This is a genomic window from Paenibacillus sp. J22R3, from assembly GCF_056269305.1.
The window spans coordinates 413,267-433,652 of record NZ_JBWDNS010000004.1; the positions used below are offsets into that span (position 1 = coordinate 413,267).

Annotated in this window: 15 protein-coding genes; 13 read left to right on the forward strand and 2 right to left on the reverse strand. The window is 49.1% G+C overall.

Annotated elements, in window-relative coordinates; genetic code table 11:
* Nucleotides 1–8: 8 nt before the first annotated feature.
* The 3 genes from AC0YN4_RS20615 (at nt 9) to AC0YN4_RS20625 (ending at nt 5,298) form a co-directional block, all read left to right on the forward strand.
* Entirely contained in the window at nt 9–2,213 is a 2,205-nt protein-coding gene (locus tag AC0YN4_RS20615) for a hypothetical protein (RefSeq protein ID WP_475836631.1), read from the forward strand.
* 685 nt (nt 2,214–2,898) lie between these two features.
* Complete coding sequence (locus AC0YN4_RS20620) at nt 2,899–4,977, forward strand: GxGYxYP domain-containing protein (protein ID WP_475836632.1); 2,079 nt, start codon at nt 2,899–2,901, stop codon at nt 4,975–4,977.
* A gap of 186 nt (nt 4,978–5,163) precedes the next feature.
* Nucleotides 5,164–5,298 (forward strand): hypothetical protein, encoded by a 135-nt coding sequence (locus AC0YN4_RS20625; RefSeq protein WP_475784062.1) that lies wholly within the window; start codon nt 5,164–5,166, stop codon nt 5,296–5,298.
* On the opposite strand, the gene AC0YN4_RS20630 is transcribed toward AC0YN4_RS20625, so the two are convergent.
* Entirely contained in the window at nt 5,267–5,611 is a 345-nt protein-coding gene (locus AC0YN4_RS20630) for a helix-turn-helix domain-containing protein (RefSeq protein ID WP_475836633.1), read from the reverse strand. The genes AC0YN4_RS20625 and AC0YN4_RS20630 overlap by 32 nt on opposite strands.
* A 174-nt stretch (nt 5,612–5,785) precedes the next feature.
* Between AC0YN4_RS20630 and AC0YN4_RS20635 the strand changes: the two genes are divergently transcribed.
* On the forward strand, nt 5,786–6,211 hold the full coding sequence (locus AC0YN4_RS20635; protein WP_475836634.1) for a hypothetical protein: 426 nt from the start codon (nt 5,786–5,788) through the stop codon (nt 6,209–6,211).
* An 81-nt stretch (nt 6,212–6,292) separates the two neighbouring features.
* Here the strand turns inward: AC0YN4_RS20635 and AC0YN4_RS20640 are convergent, their stop codons facing one another.
* Nucleotides 6,293–7,342 (reverse strand): LacI family DNA-binding transcriptional regulator, encoded by a 1,050-nt coding sequence (locus AC0YN4_RS20640; protein ID WP_475836635.1) that lies wholly within the window; start codon nt 7,340–7,342, stop codon nt 6,293–6,295.
* A gap of 401 nt (nt 7,343–7,743) precedes the next feature.
* Here AC0YN4_RS20640 and AC0YN4_RS20645 point away from each other — a divergent pair, with 401 nt between their 5' ends.
* The 9 genes from AC0YN4_RS20645 to AC0YN4_RS20685 all read left to right on the forward strand — a co-directional run bounded on the left by AC0YN4_RS20645 (nt 7,744) and on the right by AC0YN4_RS20685 (nt 20,376).
* The gene (locus AC0YN4_RS20645) at nt 7,744–10,356 is read left to right on the forward strand and encodes a cadherin-like beta sandwich domain-containing protein (RefSeq protein WP_475836636.1); all 2,613 of its coding nucleotides are present in this window, start codon (nt 7,744–7,746) and stop codon (nt 10,354–10,356) included.
* A 183-nt stretch (nt 10,357–10,539) separates the two neighbouring features.
* The gene (locus AC0YN4_RS20650) at nt 10,540–11,646 is read left to right on the forward strand and encodes a glycoside hydrolase family protein (RefSeq protein ID WP_475836637.1); all 1,107 of its coding nucleotides are present in this window, start codon (nt 10,540–10,542) and stop codon (nt 11,644–11,646) included.
* A gap of 343 nt (nt 11,647–11,989) precedes the next feature.
* Complete coding sequence (locus tag AC0YN4_RS20655) at nt 11,990–13,585, forward strand: sensor histidine kinase (protein WP_475836638.1); 1,596 nt, start codon at nt 11,990–11,992, stop codon at nt 13,583–13,585.
* Nucleotides 13,582–14,355 (forward strand): response regulator transcription factor, encoded by a 774-nt coding sequence (locus AC0YN4_RS20660; RefSeq protein ID WP_475784069.1) that lies wholly within the window; start codon nt 13,582–13,584, stop codon nt 14,353–14,355. Before AC0YN4_RS20655 ends, AC0YN4_RS20660 begins: the two co-directional genes overlap by 4 nt.
* A gap of 200 nt (nt 14,356–14,555) precedes the next feature.
* Nucleotides 14,556–16,289, forward strand: coding sequence for a type 2 periplasmic-binding domain-containing protein (locus AC0YN4_RS20665; protein WP_475784070.1), 1,734 nt, complete (start codon nt 14,556–14,558; stop codon nt 16,287–16,289).
* Nucleotides 16,290–16,369: 80 nt separating this feature from the next.
* Nucleotides 16,370–17,275, forward strand: a complete 906-nt coding sequence (locus tag AC0YN4_RS20670) for an ABC transporter permease (protein WP_475784071.1) — start codon at nt 16,370–16,372, stop codon at nt 17,273–17,275.
* An 18-nt stretch (nt 17,276–17,293) separates the two neighbouring features.
* Entirely contained in the window at nt 17,294–18,178 is an 885-nt protein-coding gene (locus AC0YN4_RS20675; RefSeq protein WP_475784072.1) for a carbohydrate ABC transporter permease, read from the forward strand.
* 144 nt (nt 18,179–18,322) lie between these two features.
* Nucleotides 18,323–19,429, forward strand: a complete 1,107-nt coding sequence (locus AC0YN4_RS20680) for a glycoside hydrolase family 172 protein (RefSeq protein WP_475836639.1) — start codon at nt 18,323–18,325, stop codon at nt 19,427–19,429.
* Between the two features lie 188 nt (nt 19,430–19,617).
* Nucleotides 19,618–20,376, forward strand: coding sequence for a phytanoyl-CoA dioxygenase family protein (locus tag AC0YN4_RS20685; RefSeq protein ID WP_475836640.1), 759 nt, complete (start codon nt 19,618–19,620; stop codon nt 20,374–20,376).
* Nucleotides 20,377–20,386: the final 10 nt, after the last annotated feature.

Consider the following 20,386-nt stretch of genomic DNA (forward strand, 5'->3'; position numbering starts at 1 on the left):
ATGCAGCCGTGTCCTTGAATTCAAGAGATCGTTTGAACGAATTAACCGGTTTTCAGGAGGGTGGGCCGTACCATCCGTCGTATGATTTGCAGACTGATTTTGTCATGGTGTATGGGATTCGCGGGGACTTGAAGGAACGCATTCGTACGTGGAAGGAAAAGGGGTATGTGGTGCATCTGATGACCGGCGTATCTTGGGGCGGTTATCAGCATTACTTGAATGGCGAAGTGGATGGCAGAACGCACTGGGATGAAGCGCAGAAGAATCGCAGAAACGAGCATATTATTCACGGGACTTCCGTGGATATCCCCTATATGGTGCCGACGATAGCTTATGCGGATTTCCTAACCGAGCAAATTCGCGTCGCTGTTGATGCAGGCGTGGAAGCGATCCATTTGGAAGAGCCGGAGTTCTGGGTGGAAGGCGGCTATTCCGACGCTTTCAAACGAGAGTGGGAAATTTATTACCGGGAGCCGTGGCAGCCACCGCATGCGACGGTTGATGCGCAATATCGGGCTTCGAAGCTGAAGGTGCATCTCTATGCCCGTACGCTGGACCGGATTTGCAACACGCTGAAGGAATATGCGAAGGTCAAGTATGACCGGAATATTCGGTTCTATGTGCCGACACATAGTTTGATTAACTATACGCAGTGGCGTATTGTCAGCCCGGAGTCGAAGCTGCTCGAGCTACCTGGTATTGACGGTTATATTGCGCAGGTGTGGACGGGGACGGCTCAGACGCCGAATGTCTATGAGGGAGTTCGTAAAGAACGCACTTTCGAGACGGCTTTTCTGGAATACGGCATTATGCAGGAGCTTGTTCGCGGCACGGACCGCCGGATGTGGTTCTTGCATGATCCGATTGCCGATGATCCGAAGCATACGTGGGAGGATTACCGCCAGAATTATATTCGGACCTTGGTTGCCTCGCTTCTGCATCCGCATGTAAGCCGGTATGAGGTATGCCCTTGGCCTAGACGGATCTATCATGGCACCTATCCGAAACAAGGTGAAGGGGGGCGCGTAAACATCCCGGCTACCTATGCGACAGAGCTGCAGGTTGTACTGAATACGCTCGCAGACATGGATCAACCGGATACGGAATGGTTGACCTCGAACCTGCAAATCGGCGTGCTGCTGGCGGATTCCGCTATGTTCCAGCGCAATCATCCCGATTGGAGCGAAGAGGCGACCGGATTCAAATATGACGGTACGGAAGTGGCATCGGCGCTTGGCAGCGAGTTTATGGAACTGCTTGATTGGTCGCCATTCTATGGGCTGACCTTGCCTTTATTGAAACACGGTGCGGCCGTACGGCCTGTTCAGCTGGATAACGCCGGAAGATTCGCGGGTTATCTGGATGACTACAAAGCGCTGGTTCTAAGCTATGAGTATATGAAGCCGGAATCGGCCGGTCTTCATAATGTATTGGCAGAATGGGTGAAGGATGGGGGAGCGCTCGTCTATGTAGGCGATGGCAGCGACGACTTCCATACCGTTCGTGAATGGTGGAATCAGGGGGCAAAGAAATACGCCTCTCCGATGGAGCATCTCTTTACATGTCTGGGCTTGGAAGCCTCCTTACAGCCAGGTGTTTATTCCGTTGGCCAAGGAAGTCTGGCTTATTTGAATGTTCATCCTGCCGAGTGCGCGCTTCATGCCGACGCAGCCGAGCAGCTGCGGTTGACGGTCAGGGGAGCGCTTGCGGCAGCGGGTGGCGCTCAGGGACAGGATGCTGCTGGCTCGCAGTGGGAAACGATGAACCGCATGGCGTTGCGCCGTGGTCCTTATGTTATAGCAGCCGTGCTGGAAGAGTCGGTCGATACGCAGTCGTTCGTGCTGAACGGGGCATATGTGGATTTGCTGAACGCTGACCTTCCCGTGCTTCATGAGGTAACGGTAGAGCCGGGGGAACAAGCGCTGCTCTATGATCTGAGCAGAGTAGGGGAAGGCGTGCAGCTTATTGCTGCGGCATCCAGAATCGATGGAATCGAGGAGCGGGACGGCGGGTTTGCGTTCGTCGCTCGAGGACCGGAAGGCATTCAGGCTTCTGCGCGCTTCCGCTGCCCGCGTGAGCCGAAGCGGGTTGTTCTAGGTGCCGCGGATGGTTCCAAGTCGCAGAGGGCTTACGTTTGGGATGAGGGGAGTATGACGTTGCTGCTCCGTTATGCGAACAGCCCTGATGGTGTTCAGGTGGAAGTGTTGTGGTAGTTGATTAGGAATGGAACAGACCGAAGGCCGCAGTCGCGGTCTTCGGTCTGTCGAGAACCCGCGTTGATAGAACGTGGGTTTTTCAGCTTCCGGCAGGGGCATGTCCTGTGCCTCTGCGATGAACGAATGCTACTGTCGCTTCTAACTCTAACGGTTGTGACAGTGGCTATTTAGCCTGAATTTACCCTATTTATTTTCTAACGGTTGCCAGCGAGCTTATCTGAACGTTTTCCACTAGGAATCGACCAATATGCTGCGAATAACGTCTGTCACAACCGTTAGCGTTTCAAAAAGGCATATATTCACGAAATAGCCACGCTGACAACCGTTACAGTTTTATTCATGTTGTATAGACTAACATTGGCTGTCGAGACTTTCTTGGGCAGCCTGAAGACCGCGATCGCGGTCTTTTTTTGTTATTAGTTTCTCAGTTTGTATGTCGTTTATGGATTCGAGGTGGTCCCAGATGTAGGGCTAGCTGTTTATTTTTATGGGAAATTTTGTCGAAACGATTGTGTTATCATAAAAGATATATTAAATATATACATGAGGTTAAAGTTTCGGTTGGCTACGAGCAGCGGCTGTTGAGGAGGTGCGGGTGTAAGCGACTGGGACTGATTTACGAAGCCCGACGAACGATTCTGTAGAAGCGTTACAATCCCATAACTGAGAGGTGTAAGTAAATATGATCCGTAAGCTAACCGCAATCAGTCTTGCATTAGTATCCACGATAACATTCTCGTCAGGCACGTTCGCCGAGTCTCCTCAGGAGAATGCTCCACAGCCGCAGAATGCAAACCAATCTACGCAGTCCATCTCTTGGCCGAAGGAGCAAATGCTTCCAAGCTTCAAACAGGCGAAGCAGCTTGATGTTGCTGATATTTACGATGCTCCAGGGGACATAAAGCTGTTGTTCAGTACCTTGCAGGGTATTGTGAATCGTCAGGAGCCGCGGATCTACCTGCTTGAGAACAAAGAAGAAGGTAAATTCAAGTGGCTTAACGATCTGAATGTAAACTACCGCGTCTACGACAGCTACTGGGATATTCTGAAGCGCTATAAAGGCGAAGTCAAAGGCATCATCGTTTACGATCCGGCCGTCCCGGATTCGATTAACGTTGCGACAACGTTGGCAGGGCTAAGAGGCGGCGTTGCAGTAAGCCCGGAGCTTGCGGCACAGCTGAAAGCTGCTCCTTATAACCTAAGCGTAATTGAGGATCTGCAGGGGAAATTCAAAGACCGGTTGGATGCCTACACGTGGCAGTATGAGAATCTATGGAAAGAAACGACACACCGGATGATAGTCGGCCTCAGCCCTGACGTAACGGCGAAGGCGCCTGTCGAACAGCCGGACCGCTTCGAAACGGTTGCACAGGAGCCGACGGAAGAGCGGGATGCTGCGAATCGGAAAGTATATGACCTCGACTTGAGCAAATATCTGAGCAAGCCGGATGTGTATGTGAAGTTCGGCGATGCTTTCCCGGCTGACGGATGGGGGGCAGCGGTGCATGAAGTTACCGTGAAGGCGGATGGCCAAGTCATCGCACATTTCCTTCCGGGTAAGCCTGAGGAAGAGCCGTTCCTCTATGATCCGCAGAGCTCGCAGGTTTCGGATGGCAGCGGCGGTCATCGTTTTGCGGATAACGGTCGTTACTTCACGTACAAATTCACACCGCCGGCCGGTACGAAAGAGCTGGTTGTGTCCGCAGAAATGTGGAATCAATACAAAGTAAGTGCAAGCAATGAGAAGCCGTTCACGTCACTGACGAAGGAGCCGTATGGTTATCTGCGCGACTACGCGGTTGCCAATAAAGCGATGGTGTTCTGGCTCGATTCCAACGTTCCGGCGCAGAAGGAGCTCTTTGAGAAAATCCTCTCTGATGTGAAACCGGGCACGCCTTACTTAGGTTGGTTCAACAATGATGTGGAAGGCGAGTTCAACGGCGTTGAAGTCACGTCCAACCATGGCGTTTATGTTCTGGCCGCAGACTGGTTTAGCAATCTAACGGTGTTCTCCGGTTCCAAGCCGAAGGATGTGAAGTCCAAAGCGCCTGCACCGGTGAAGCTAGAGAACAAAATCTATGTCACCTATACGTTCAGTGAAGGGGACAACCTTCAGTATAACCAGCACCGGATGCGTATTCTGTGGGATGATCCAAAGCGCGGTCAAGTGCCGATTAACTGGACATCCAGCCCGCTGTTATATGATGCGGCTCCGGTCATGCTGAACTACTTCCGGAGTTCGCAAACAGCGAATGATCAAATTATCGCCGGACCTTCCGGCGCCGGATACTTCTACCCGGACGCTTGGCCGGACAGCTCGTTCGCCGATTTCTTGAAGAACAGCAAGAAGTATCTGAAACAGACGGGAATGGACATTCCTTATATCCTTAACCGTGTAGACGGACAGAACATCCCGCTTAGTGATGCGAAGAGTACGGCATACCTTAAGGAGTACAATCCATCAGGAGTATTCTTGAGCTGGGGCGATACTTCCGAAGTGCAAATCAGCAATGGATTGCCGGTTTCGACAATCCGAGGCATTAGCGCTGTGAGCGAAGGCAAGAACATTCTCGCCGATGCCAAAGCGAAATGGGACGGCAAATCGCCGCTCTTCATCTCTATCGGTCTTCTGGCTTGGAGCTTGACACCTACAGACGTTGTTGCGATTACCGATTCGCTCGGACCTGAATATGACGTCGTCCTGGCGGACCAGTATTTCTCGCTGATTCGTCAAGCGAACAAACTGCCTAGCAAGCCGTAACGCAAGCACGCGCAAGAGGCTTCCCTTCGCACGTTCAACCGAACGTGAGGGGAAGCCTCTTTCGTTACCATGTTTTACTAGTTTATGTCAACAATAATCTAACAATTTGAATCGATATGTCAAATCTTGCAATTCGATTTATACTAATACTATAAGAACAACTGCCAAAGGGGTAAGTAGAAGTCCATGGACGAAGTTCAGCGTATGATCGAAGAATTGAAGAAGGAAATACCGGAATTGCGAGATGTGCCGACGGAGGAACTGATTGCGTTTATTCAGAATGCGGTCATCAAGTCGTTTCTTCAAAAACAAGCTGAATGATCTTCTCCAGCTTCGCTCTGGTACGCTCTCTTGTCAGATCAATATTATAGCGCTGCACGAGGTCCTTGATGATGATTTCCTCTTGCGTAGATGCCATCGGCGTATAGGTGAACTCTTTGCCTGTCGTTAGCCAATCCACACTAACTTCGAAGAATGCTGCGATATGTGATGTCATATCATGGCCGGGCTCACGTTTATTCGTCTCGTACATCCCTAATGTGCTTTTCCCAATCGACAGCATCTTCGAAAACTCCTCCTGCGACAACTCCTTGCGATGCCTTAAGTAAGAAAGTCGTTCTCCGAACGTACGCATCCGTTCACCCCCATAACGTCATCCAATTATTTGCTATTATAGCTTACAACCTATGGTCGAGGAAAATCAGACTCGAAATGTGTCTATCGTTATTTACAATCACGTAATGTGAACATATACTGATAGTTATGAAAGTCGCGATATGTGATTGTTATGGGAGGTAGAATGCAATAGGTGGTCAATCAGAGCAATAAGAGCAACGAGAGAACGGACTCCATTTATGTCTACTGTGTCAAAATGGAACCGGTCAACAACCAGGTTATTTGCCGAAATTTGAATCTGGCCACAGAAGTGTTGTACATGGGGGTAACGCCGCAGTTAAGGGGGAAGTCCAGCTATAAGGCTGGCATTCCGATGTTTGTAACGATGGATGGCGTCTACTTGCAATTAGTCAATGTGGAACACTATAAGCAGGTGCTGACACCACTTGGCTATGATTTGTTTCATCCATCCTGTCTGGTCAATGTCCCTCTTGTGGACCGAATTGAGGTAGGTTTGTACGGCAACGATGCCTATTTCAAGGGGGATGCGGGAATAAGTGTCCCGATTTCGAAGGCGAAGATTAAGAAATACTCGCATCTGCTGGTTAAGGTGAACTAACGGTTTCTATAGCGTTACACACAACGCAGGCTTCTCTCCCACGTTCCCTTGAACTTGGAGGTGAGAAGCCTGCGTTGTTATTTACTGCTGTCTCGACGATGAACTCTCGCCAATGACGACTTCGGCCGCTAAGCGCACCGTCTCGAACGCGCGGTTAGGCTTGCTCATGCGGGTAAGCAGCTGCTCCGTCGCCCGCTGGCCGAGCTGGTGCTCGTCGAGCGCGACGGTCGTAAGGGTGAAGCCGAGAAACTCAGCTTCACTAATCTGGTCGAATCCGGTAACAGCGATATCGCGGGGGACGGCATTGCCGATTTCATAGAGATACTTGATGACATGAAGGGCGATCTTATCATTCGCACAAACGAAGGCGGTTGGCAGCTTCGTCAATTCCCTCAAGGAACGTGCAATCCCTTCATAGTTCTGATAACTCTCCGGGTTCTGCGATGTAATGCAGAGGGATGGCTGGATCTGCAAATTCGCATCGAAATGAGCGCGCTGGAAGCCGAACCAACGCTCCATGAAGCTGCGGCATGAGTGAATTTCGCCGATAAACCCGATTTCAGTATGACCGTGATTCATTAGATGCCGCGTGATCTGGTAGATGCTGTCTTCATTCTCCATAAAGACGACATCTGCATGCAAGCCGGACAGCGGTATATCGGGATGGATATTAATGAACACCTTCGGATGCGGGAGTGCCATCAGTTTCTCTGTATAAGGTTGGTCGAAGCTGCCTGCTACGATAAAACCGGCAATATCACTTGCAAGCAGGGCCGGCAGCTCAAGCGCTTCAATATCTTCATTCTTAATAAAGCTGAGCTTCATCTCATATCCGTTATGGCTGATCATCTGCTCCACGCCGCTTAAGACATTCATCCAGAAGCCTGTTCCGTGATTAATCTGGCTCTTGGTGATATAGGCAATGCTCCGGGCTTTGCCGATGGATTCAGCAGCAGTACCGCTAGTTGCGGAGGGCTTCAATTTCTTATAGCCCATTGCAATGGCGTGGTCCACCACTTTCTTTCGCGTTTCTACGGTAATGCTGGGATGGCCGTTAAGCGCCTTGGAAACCGTGTTTCGGGAAAGGCCGAGTGCTAGGGAAATATCGCTGGTCGTCATTTTTCTGTTCACGGCAACCCATCCTTCGATGTTGAAATCTCTCTTTTCATTGTAAGTTAGCCGTGATTTTAGTCAATAAACAAAACATCATTTTTGTAACTAAACAAAATGATGAACGAACAAAGCCTAAACAATAGGTAAATTCGAAAATTGCATATTTACAGTAATAAAATGAAGCGACTATAATCAGAATCACTAAACAGTTAAGGATTCAAGTTAAAATTGTAAACTTAAATGTTACAAAATTTACAGTATTGTAAAGTTCGAGTTCCAAAGCAGAATCCAAAACTGTGTTTCTTATTTTCACAAAAATGTAAGCGCTTCACGATGCCGAGAGGGGGAGTTCTAGCGAGAATGTCAATGCTAGGCTTTAGGAAATCTACTAAAACTAAATTAGTTGGGGTGAATGAAGAATGATAAAGCTTCGTAAACAGATCGCCTTATTCCTCATCATGTCTATGTTGGCAGCTTTGCTAGTCGTACCTGCAAGTGTAAACGCTGCAGCGGATCCAGCACAATTCAATTTCGAGACGAATACACAAGGATTTACAGGAACGTCCGGGGCGACGCTCGCTGTCACTACGGAGAAGGCCTACCAAGGCAATCAATCCATGAAGATGACACTTAATGTTACAGGCTCCGCAGGGCCGTTCGCTAAATTAAGCTCACCTGCCGGACTAACTGCAGGAAGCACTTATGAATTCCATATTTGGGTACCGAGCGGTGCAAGCATCGCAGGCGTCCAGCCTTATATGATGGACAGCACCTGGTCTTGGACAGGCAACTACGTGCCGTATACCAATTTGACGAAGGATGCATGGAATACGCTGACACTGACAATCCCAGCCGGTGCCAAGACGCCTTTCAACGAGTTTGGCGTTCAAGTGCAATCGAGCGGCGACTTTGCTGGCAGCGTCTATATCGACAGCATCGGCATTCTTGGCGGTACGCCTGTTGAGGTTCCGAATCCTGCAGGCTTAAGCGATCTTCGCGTCAACGGCACGACGGTAGCCGGTTTCACAAGCAAAGATCTCTCGTATATTGCACATGTTCCGAACGGAACGACTTCAGCAGCTGTAACGGCTACAACTACTGCAGCTGATGCAGCTGCGACGATTACCGGAGGCAGCAATCTTGCCGTCGGTGAGAATGCAGTTACGGTAGAGGTAACGGCGAAGGATCTAACCAAGCAGACGTATACGATTAGATTGATTCGCGATCTTCCTTCAAGCCAAGGCAATCACATTACAATCCAAGGCACAGCGTTCAATGCCGGTCATGAGCGCATTTGGTTCAACGGAGCCAATACGCCTTGGGATAACTGGAATGATTTTGGCGGCGATTTCGATTACGACTTCTGGGATACCCACTTTGCGCTCCTGCATGCTAATGGCGTGAATGCATCCCGCGTTTGGATTACTTCCAACGGAGAAGTCGGCATCAACATCGATGCTAACGGGCATGTATCCGGTGCGACAGCGGCACATTGGAATGATCTGGACAGCTTGTTCTACTTGGCTCAGAAGCATGGCGTGTATATCATGGCAACGCTGCTTTCTTTTGACCATATGAAGAACTCCCATCCGAGCTATGACAGCTGGAGAAAGATGTTAATGAGCGAGGCTAACATCGATTCCTATGTCAGTAACTACGTTATTCCGTTCACGAATCGGTACAAGGACAATCCTTATCTGTGGTCGATCGACTTTATGAACGAGCCGGATTGGGTGTTCGAGGAAAGTAAACTTCCTTGGGAGAACCTCCAGTCCCTCTTCGCCAAAATGAGTGTAGGCATTCATGCGAACAGCAACGTGCTTACAACAGTAGGCGTAGCGATGATCAAATACAACAGCGACACTTGTACGGAAGGCTGCCAAGGCAATAAAGTCGGCGATGGTGTGTTGATGGCTAAAGTCGGCGGCAATCCGCAGGCGAAGCTTGATTTCTGGTCACCGCATTACTACGACTGGATGGGTCAATATTGGGGCAACCCGATGTACATGACACCGGAGCAGTTCGGATTGTCAGCGGATCGTCCGGCGGTTATCGGCGAGACAGCAGCACTAGGCACGTCAGGTCATACATTGACGCAGGATTATGTCAGTGCATACACGAATGGCTGGCAAGGCATGATGCCTTGGACCTCCAACGGCGTAGACGGTCTTGGTGATCTTACGCGAGTCGGTCCGGCGGCAAGCAGCTTCTACAACCAACATCCTGACTTGGTGTTCCCATCCGGCATTTCCAAGAATGCGAACCTGAGTGACCTGAAAGTCGACGGTGTCACGGTAGCAGGCTTCTCGGCGGATACGCTCTCCTATTCCTTGCAGGTGCCGAACGAAACGACTTCGATCGCGGTGACAACGACAGCTGATCCGTATGCAACGGTTGCGGTGAATGGCGGTACGTCACTTGCGGTTGGAAACAACACGGCGACGGTAACGGTAACAGCTGAGAATGGCAGCAGCAAGGTATACACGCTGACAATCACTCGGGCTAAATCCAGCAACACCGCGCTAAGCGAATTGAAAATTAACGGGCAATCGCTGATTGCTTTAGTACCCGGCAAGCTTACGTATTCCGTAACCGTGCCGAACAGTACGATTGTGGTGTATGTGAGTGCTAAAGCGGAAAGTGAAACAGCCAAGGTTTCCGTGGATCCTGCTTTATCGCTCGTCATCGGGAGTAATCAAGTAAACGTGCAAGTAACAGCGGAAGATGGCACGAAGCAAACCTATACCATTACGATTACGCGCGCTAAATCAAGCAATGCAAATCTAAGCTTGCTATTAATTGACGGGAAACCGGTTCCGGGCTTCTCTCCTGACAAGCTCGCTTATAAGGTAAACGTATCTAAGAACACGAAGTCGGTTCAAGTTACAGCGCTTTCGGTATTCCCTACAGCCAAAGTAGCGATTACCGGCGGCAGCAGCTTGGTGAAAGGCAACAACACCGTGACGGTGAAAGTAACGGCACCGGACGGTACAACGCAGCAAATTTACACGATAATCATTGTCCGCGGTTAATCCAAAACCGTCTAAGTTTGATTCTTCCGGGAGGTATCGAGCAGTCAGCATAGAGCCGGTTTGAAGACGGAGGCCTTTCGCGAGAGGGGGAATGTCTGATGTAACTGCCAGCATGGCCATACTAGCGGCTTAGCTAACGCAAGAGATGACTACCCTATTCTGATGAACATGGGAGTGATTGAAATGACGTTAACGACTCGTCGGACTTTATCCTTACTTATGGTGATGTGTATGCTCGCAACCTTGCTGACGCTCGTACCGAAGAAGGCGAGCGCTGCGTTCGGGGACCGTATTACGGTATCCGGAACGCAGTTTATGGCCGGCGGAAAGCGGATTTGGATGAATGCCGCGAATACGCCATGGAATTCCTGGAATGATTTTGGCGGCAGCTTCAACGCCACCTGGTGGGGCAATCATTTCAAGTCGCTGCACGATAATGGTGTCAACGCGACGCGGATTTGGATTACTTGCAATGGCGAAGTCGGCATTAATATCGCAACGGACGGTACGGTATCCGGCGCTACGACGGCACACTGGAACAATCTCGATACGCTGTTCCAATTGGCGCAGCAGAACGGCATCTATATTATGGCGACGCTCATCTCGTTCGACCACTTTAAGAACAGCCACACCAACTACATGAAATGGCGGAACATGATCAATAGCAGCAGCAAAACAGATACGTTCGTGAATAACTACATTATCCCGTTCGTCAACCGTTACAAGAACAATCCGTATCTGTGGTCGATCGATCTGGTCAACGAGCCGGACTGGATCTATGAGGATGCGGCGGCAGGACAGCTGCCTTGGAACGTGCTTCAGCGTTACTTTGCCAAAGCCGCGGTGGCGATTCACAACAACAGCCAAATTCTCGTGACGGTCGGCATGGCGATGATCAAGTATAACAGCGATACTGTATCCGGCGCACAAGGCAACAAGATCAGCAATTCGGCGCTGCAGGCCCAAGTGAACAACACGAAGGCGAAGGTCGACTTCTACTCGGTGCACTACTATGACTGGATGGGGCAGTATTGGGGCAATCCGTTCTACACGTCGCCTGCATCCTTCGGCCTCGAAACAAGCAAGCCGGCCATGCTCGGAGAAACGCCGGGCGTAGGAACTTCCGGGCATACGCTGACGCAGGATTATGAGAACGGCTACTTGAACGGTTGGCAGGGAGTGCAGGCTTGGACCTCGAACGGGGTTGATTCGGCCGGCAACTTTAGCACGCTAACGCCTGCGACGAATGCGTTCCGCAACAATCATACCGCATTGGTATTCCCGTTTTAAGCGCAATTCAGCGGCATCCATCAAAGGCTGGCCCTTGGTCCGAATGGACCAAGGCCAGCCTTGCTTCATAGAGGAAGCGTGAAGTTTGTCAGAATATGGATTATTATGGCGGATTGACGGTTCCCTTTTGCATTCCTTACAATAATAACAATCAATGGAAACTACTCATCAGGAGCGGGGGAACCACAATTTGCTGCCGAAATCATCGTACTCTTTGAAGAACAGAGCCTACTTTTTCCTAATCCTTAGTTCTATCATTCCCTTATCTCTAATCGGCTACATCTCCTATGTATCTATGATTTCCCTGCTAAACACGAATATTGATGATGGCATTCACAGCAATATGAAACAGTTCCAAATTAGCGTTGACCATGTATTCTCGAATTTAGAAGATTCAGCGCTGCAGCTTGCGATGTATAACGGGCGAGTGGCCGATGATATTGAGACCTTTATTGATACCAAGGATATTATGACCAAATATGAGAAGAAGAAAGCGGTCATTGAAAGCATTTCGCTCATAAATGCCGCTAAGCCGGATATTGGGCTGATTTTCTTCTATCACGCCAATAAGAATCAAGTCATGTTCGAGAATCAAAGTGTCGATGATGGGTTTAGTCTGGAGCTGCTGCCGCAGCTGGCAGATGGCCTTAACGCAAACTTCTACGGACCGCATATGACAGTGAAGCGTGCGAAGGACATGATGGTTTTCTCGATTGCGCGAAAGGTCAACCTCATTGAGGGAGCCGATTTATACGTATATATCGAGACCAGCATCAAACTGTTTGAAGATCTGTTGAAATCGCAGCGTTACAAGCTGGATGTATCGTCGATCCTGCTCAATGACAAAGGCCAAGTGATGTACAGTCAGCGTCCGGAGGATTTCGCAATTGGCGAGCGGATCGATGTGAAGCAGCTAAGCAGTACGGGCAAATCGGATTCCATCAAGAAAGGCTACTATGTCTTCTCGCAGAAGGGCGAGCTGGGGTGGTATATTCTCTCCGCCGTCGAGACGAAGGCTTATAGCGCAGATGTGAAGAAGTGGATCGGCAAATTCGCGCTGTTCGCCGTACTGTCGATTGTCATCAGTATATTGCTCGGGCTCTCCATATGGAGAATTGTCTCGCGGCCGCTGCGGACAATTAATAGAGAGATTATGTTGCTGGCGCATAACAAATTTAATTCCAAAGTAAAGATGACCGGAATTGTCGAGTTTGATAGTTTGCTAGTGCAGTTTAACGATATGAAAATCAAAATTTCGGACTTGTTCAAGGAGCTGGAGGAGAAGGAGCGCAAGAAACGAGTGATTGAGGTGGAGAAAATCCTTCATCAGATTAATCCTCATTTCTTGCATAATACGCTGAATACCGTCCAGTGGCTGGCAAGAATGAATGGGCAGGACGAGATCGACCGTCTGGTCGCCCTATTCACGAGAGTGCTTCACTATAACCTGGGCAAGGAAGGCGGCATCGTCTCCTTGAACGAGGAAGTGGAGGCGCTTCAGAACTATGTGGATTTGCAGCGAATTCGGTACGCCTATCATTTTGACGTGCAAATTGTCGTCGATCCTACGCTTGGTGATGTAAGTATTCCGCGGTTTATCATGCAGCCGATTGTGGAGAATGCCATCTATCACGGTCTCAAAGATGAGAGCGGGTCTATCAAGATTGCCGTGTATGAGCAGGACAAGCAGTTGATTATTACCGTTGAGGACAGCGGTGAAGGGATGACCGACGCGGACATTGCAAGAATGCTGGAGCCGCAATCCGAGGAGCACAAGAAGGTCGGTATGGGAATCGGACTAAGCTATGTCAAATACATGCTTGAAGTGAATTATGGGCAAGAGGCTGAAATGGACATCAAAGGCGAGAAGGGTGTAGGGACTGTATTTAAGCTCCGTCTACCTATCAATCGCATAGCGCATAAGGAGGAATCGCAATGATCAATACCTTAATCGTAGACGATGAAATTTATGTGAGAAAAGGGCTTATTTCTGTGCTGCCGTGGGAGAAATTCAGCTTTAAGATCGTTGGCGACGTCAGCAGCGGGGACAAAGCGCTTGAATTTCTGAAGGACAACAGTGTCGATGTTATGTTTATGGATCTTACAATGCCGGGTATGTCAGGGTTTGAGCTTATGAAAGAGACGCGCAACAGCTTCCCTGATTTGAAGGTGGTCGTGCTGACCTGCCATCAAGATTTTGAGTTCATTCAAGAAACGATGCGCCTTGGCGCTATTGATTATATTGTGAAAACACAGCTGGAGAAGGAGAAGCTCGAGGACGTGTTGGAGCGGATCGAAAGCCGGATTCAGCGTGATAACAAAGATCGGAGCGGGAGCGATTATCCGCCGATCTTCAAGAACGAACATGGGAAACGTTATTCAGAGGAAGTGGTCTCCTGCATCAACAATGCCGTCAAATTCATGAACGAGCATTTATTCCATGGCATTAACCAAGAAGAGGTCGCTAAGGCCGTGAATATGAGCAGAGGGTATTTCAGCCTGTGTTTCAAGGATATCGTGGGAACCCCGTTCAGTGACTACTTGAAAAACTTGAAGATCCAATCTGCCGAATCGCTGCTGCGCAAAACGAGCAAGCCGGTCTACTTGATCGCCGACCAGCTCGGCTTCCAGGATGAGAAGTATTTCAGCAAGCTGTTCCGCGAGCATTGCGGCATGACGCCTACCGAGTTTCGGGAACGGAATCGGTAGTTCCGAACTTGCAATTTAAGCGCTTTCAACAACAAGGGAAAATTTTGCTGTAATGGTACGAAATTTGTATTGTAAACGTGTACAACAGATAACCGAATTCCCAGTTGCTGATGATGATTGTCTATCTCGTCCTTCCGCAATTCAGGCTTACTATAGAGATACGCAATACAACAAATTCACAGAGGTCAAGGGGGATTCACGTGAACAACAAAGTAAAGGCAGCAGCATCGATTTCACTGATCGCGGCATTGATGTTGACAAGCGCAGCATGCGGTAATTCAAACAACGCAAACGAGAACGGCAGCACTGCAGCAACCAACAATGCGGCAGCAACGAATGAAACAAGCACCAATAACGCCGCGGCAGCAGAGAACACTGCGCCTGCTGAGAAGCCTGATCCGTTTGGCAAGATGGACGAATTGGTTGAATTCACGACAGGGATTTCAATTTCCGCAGAAGCGAAACCGCCTGCCGGAGAGAGCTTTGAGAATAACGATGTACAGAAATGGTTCGAACAGAACTTGAATGTAAAGCCGAAGATGGCATGGTCGACAAGTGACCAGAACTTTGCTTTCGAGCAGAAGGTCAGCTTGCTGATTGCAGCTAATAACATCCCTGACGTGCTGTCGATCAGCGTGGACCCGAATGGTCTGAGCATCTTGAAGAAGCTGATTAAAGCAGACATGATCGAGGATTTGTCTAAAGTATACGAAGATTATGCATCGCCATTCCTGAAAGAAAGCATTGCACTAGGTGGACCTGATGCGCTGAATTCGGTGTCCTCTGATGGTAAGCTCTATGCGATTCCATCGATCGCAGACGTTGAAACGGCAATTCCGGTGATTTGGACACGTAAGGACTGGCTGGATCAAGTTGGTCTTCCTGAACCGAAAACACTTGATGATGTAGAAACAGCGCTTAAAGCATTCAAAGACAAGTTCGGTGCCGGCGTGCTTCCAGCTCAGCAAAATATCTATGGCGCAGACACAAACTCCTTCGACTTCGTATTCGGAGCTTACAATTCCTATCCGGGTCAATGGGTGAAAACAGCAGACGGCAGCGTTGGTTACGGTTCCGTTCAGCCTGAAATGAAAGGCGCGCTGGAAAGACTGGCTAAATGGTATAAAGAAGGCATGATTGCGCCGGATTTCATCATGAACGACAGCAACAAATCGGTTGAAATGATTGCTAAAGGCAAAGCAGGTGTCTTCCAAGGCGCTTGGTGGTCCACATGGTATCCGCTTCCTGACTCCATTAAGAACGATAATAAAGCGAACTGGCAGGCGACTGTACTGCAAGGTGTAGACGGCGTTGCTCACGCTAAAGGTTACGGCGCGGTTAGATCATTTGTAGTGGTGAAGAAAGGCTTCAGCCATCCGGAAGCCATTATGAAAATGTTGAACTATGCACAAGAAGCAAGCACGAAACATCTGGATTGGTACAACAAGCTTACCATTGACGAAGGCGCTAAATATTTGAATGCGAAAATGCCTTTGCTGCCGGTTGGCGTAAGCGCGAAGGATCCGCATGAAATTACGGTTCGTTACAAAGCGATTCAAGATGTCCTAAACGGCACAACGCCTATGGACAAAGCAGATCCGGAGTCCAAAGCACAAGCAACAGCGATTCAGAACTATGAGAAAGCAACAGACAAGTTTGCGGATATGGGATTGTGGAGCCTTGCTAACCAATTCGCGGTCGGCGCAGCAGGTCTGGTGAAGAATCCGGTTCAACAAACACTTCCTGCATTTATCGGTTCGACTGATTTGATGCAGAAGAAGAAAGCTTCCATGGATGACCTGGAGAAGAAGACTTTCCTTGAAATCATTACAGGCAAGAAGTCCATTGAAGAGTTCGATAGCTTCGTTAAGCTGTGGAACGACATGGGTGGTAAAGATATTACGGCTGAAGTGAATGATATCGTAGGTAAATAATTCAGAATATGACTCTTTAACAAGTGCTGAGCTGCCCCCAGCCTCAGCACTTGTTTCATCCGAATTGAGGTGGAATGATGTTGAAGACGAACAGAGTGCGTAGCAAGGAAGCCATCCACTATCACTTCATGTTGTTTCCGAGTATTGTCCTATTGGCTATTTTCAGCATTTATCCAACGCTTGGATCCATTATGGCTTTCAAATATTTTGATCCGATTGCTGGCATATGGGGATCGCCTTGGGCGGGGCTGGACCATTTCAAAATGCTGTTTCAAATACCGGAGTTTAAGCAAATCACCATTAATACCATCACGATCTCTATTATCAAAATCATCCTCAATATTTCTTGCGCGCTTGCTTTCGCTTTGCTGCTGCACGAAATTAAGAAAAAATGGTTCAAGAGATCGGTACAGACGATCGTGTATCTGCCGTTCTTCCTATCGTGGGTTATTATGGCTGGGATATTTAAAGACTTCTTCTCGATTGACGGCCTGATTAACGGCTTGGTTCACAAAATCTCCGGCGGCGAGCCGACCATGTTCTTCAATAACAACACTTGGTTTATGGTCATCATTTATTTAACGGATGTGTGGAAGGGCTTCGGCTTCAATGCCATCGTCTTCTTGGCGGCACTCACGGCCATTAATCCGAATTTATATGAGGCTGCTGATGTAGACGGCGCTTCTAGATGGGCGAAGCTCGTGAATATTACGCTGCCGAGCATCAAAGGTACGGTTGTACTGATTCTGATCCTAAGTCTTCAAGGTATTCTTAGCGGAGGCTTTGACCAAATCTTCAACTTGTACAATCCGTTAGTCTACCAAGTTGCGGATATCTATGACACGTATATTTACCGCATGGGTTTCCAGAGCAATCAATATGAATTTGCTACTGCAGTAGGGCTGTTCCGATCGGCAGTTGCCTTTATATTTATTCTACTCTCACAATGGCTGGCAGAAAAATACGGCGAATATAAGGTGTTCTAGACGATTGGGGTGAAACAGATGGGAATTAGGTTAACGAAAAGCGATATTATCACCAACACGATCATATACGGTATTCTGACCTTGTTGGCCGTCATTACACTTGTTCCGCTGCTCAACATATTGGCCATTTCACTCAGCGACAGTGCCAAAGCAACAGCAGGTCTGGTAACGATTTATCCGCTCGGCCTGAGCTGGAAAACATACACGACGATCTTCCAAGATCACGCTATTCTGACTGCGGCCGGCGTATCGTTCAAACGGGTTATCCTTGCTCTGATCATTAATATGGTGCTGGTTGTCCTAGCTGCTTATCCGCTGTCCAGGAGCAAGAGAGTATTTCGCTCCAGAGGCGTGTACATGTGGATTATTATCGCAACGATGCTGTTTGGACCAAGCGTAGTTCCGATGTTCTTCACCGTGAAGGATATGCACATGCTTGGGACAATCTGGGCGCTTGTCATTCCGGGTGCTGTCGGTCAGTTCAATATTATCCTCATGCTGAACTATTTCAGAAATATCCCTGCCGAGCTTGAAGAATCCGCGAGTATAGACGGCGCAGGGCCGTGGCGCAGATTGCTCCAAATCTATATTCCGCTTTCCATGCCGATTATGGCGACCATTGCACTCTTCGTCGTTGTCGGTAACTGGAACGCTTACTATGATGGCTTGATCTATTCCATGACAACGGACGATTTCCCTCTGCAAACCTATATCCAGCAGCTCGTTGTCAAATTCGATACGACGGTACGCGATGTAGAGCAGATCAAGAGCATGGCTTCGGTATCCAACCGCAGCTTGACCGCTGCGAAGCTGGTCATCACCATGATTCCAATTCTGGTTGTGTATCCGTTCATGCAGAAGTACTTCATCAGCGGTATTATGCTGGGCTCGGTGAAAGAGTAGTCAGTAAGGAAAAGAGAGGCCTCGAAGCGTGTTCGCTGAACCGGTTCGGGGTCTTTTTTATTTCTATAGACAATAGGGTGAAAGTAGTGGCATTAATAGGTAGAGGAACAATTATATCCCTAATTAGACGGAGGTAGCTGCAGTATGCTGTATGAGTTGAAGAACATAGAGAGCCGAGCCTTTACGTCGGAAAATAAAACAGGGGCAGTCGGCGCCGGCGGGCAAACGCAGAATGGCCGGAAGGGTTCACCGTGTATTGAAGGTTTCCGGAGGGGCCAGACGATCGAGCTGGTTAATTGCGACGGACCGGGCATAATCCGTCATATATGGATTACGCTGCCGCCGGGTAATATCGATCATATGCGTAATGTCATTATCCGCATGTATTGGGATGGTCAGACGCATCCGAGCGTGGAAGCGCCAATCGGCGATTTCTTCGGCGTTGCGCATGGTCGGCAGAAGTCGATGTTATCCGACTGTGTCACGATGCAGAGCGGGAAAGGCTTGAACTGCTGGATTCCGATGCCCTTCAAGAAGAAGGCGATCGTCACGATCGAGAATGATTCCAGCTCCGATGTATCCCTCTTGTTCTATCAATTCGATGTGACGCGCGGCGATGAACTGGACGAGTCTACCGGATATTTTCATGCCCAATTCAGACGAAGTAACCCATGCCCGATGCACGAGGATTTCGTCATCGCGGATAACATTAAGGGGCGAGGCGTTTACCTAGGAACGACACTTGGCGTGCGCAGCATCTACCGGGATTGCTGGTGGGGAGAAGGCGAAGTGAAGTTCTATATCGATGGCGATTTGGATTACCCGACCATCTGCGGAACAGGCGCTGAGGATTACATGGGTTCAGCATGGGGACTTGATGAGGTATTGACGCCGTATCAAGGTGCTCCGTTGGTCGATCATGACAACGGCCTTTATTCCATCTATCGGTTCCATGTCCGAGATCCGATCTATTTCCATGATAGCTTGAAGGTAACGGTGCAGCAAATCGGCTATGGCTCCGGTGCCAAAGCTCAGGCTTATTTAGGAGATGATTATACGAGGTATCGGGCGGCAGGTAATGGACCTGATGCGGACGATTGTTATTTTGAGCTAAGTGATGATTATTGTGCGGTTGCTTACTGGTATCAGTCACTGCCTTCGCAGCCGTTTGCCGGCTTTCCCAGCAGGGAAGATCGAATGAAGGATTTGCTAACCGGCTCGGCGGACGGTCCGAAGCGCAGTGACGTGTAAGGAAAAGGCATTAAATCAAGGCGTTATCTGACAAGCACCATCTAAAGCGATGGGCTTGTGAGATAACGCCTTTTTAATGAATCGAAACAGCAAAATGTCACGGAAACGGAGCAAATGAACCTCTATAATCATCCCCATATTCGACTTAACATAAGGTTATGGATAAACATTAAGGGGAGGTTGAATCGATGCATTTGCATGAATTGACGATGGAGCAGTATCTTTCCTGGGAGCGAGACGGCTACATAGCGATTGAGGATTTTCTAAGCGAGGATGAGCTTCTTGCTTACAACACGGCGATGGATGCAACACTCGCGGCTTGGAAGGCTAAAGGGAATGCCATGCCGCCTAATATCGATAAGGTGAGCAGCGTTATTGAGCATGGGGAGATTTATCTTGCGTTGATGGAGCATCCACGGATGATGTGCATTATGCGGGATGTCATTGGCGATGCCTTCACAATGATTGACAATGAACTGTTTATCAAGCATCCCGGACAAGTGACGCATGCGAATTGGCATAGGGATACAGCAACGACGATGCTAATTGGAGGGAAGCGGGTGCCGTTTATGGTGAAGGTGTTCTATTTTACGGCTGACGTGCCATACGATGGAGGCTGCCTCTCCTTCCTGCCGGGAAGCCGGCATATGCATGATGATGTGCTGCCATCTGACGAAGCGGGCGGACAAATGCCCGGTCATGTACGGATGAACGTGAAAGCAGGAACGGCTGTCTTGTTCGATGGGGCCACCTATCACGCCGCAATGGATAATACCTCAAATCAGCAGCGGAGATCGCTGATTTACAATTATGGTCCGCTGTTTCTCAAGCAATGGCCGGGTTATGAACCAAGCGCTGCGCTGCTAGGTAATAAAGAGAACACGCCGCTGCGAAATATGCTGCTAGGCGCCTGCCCGTGGCCGCGTGATCCGCGTGTATTCCAATAAAGAGGTGATG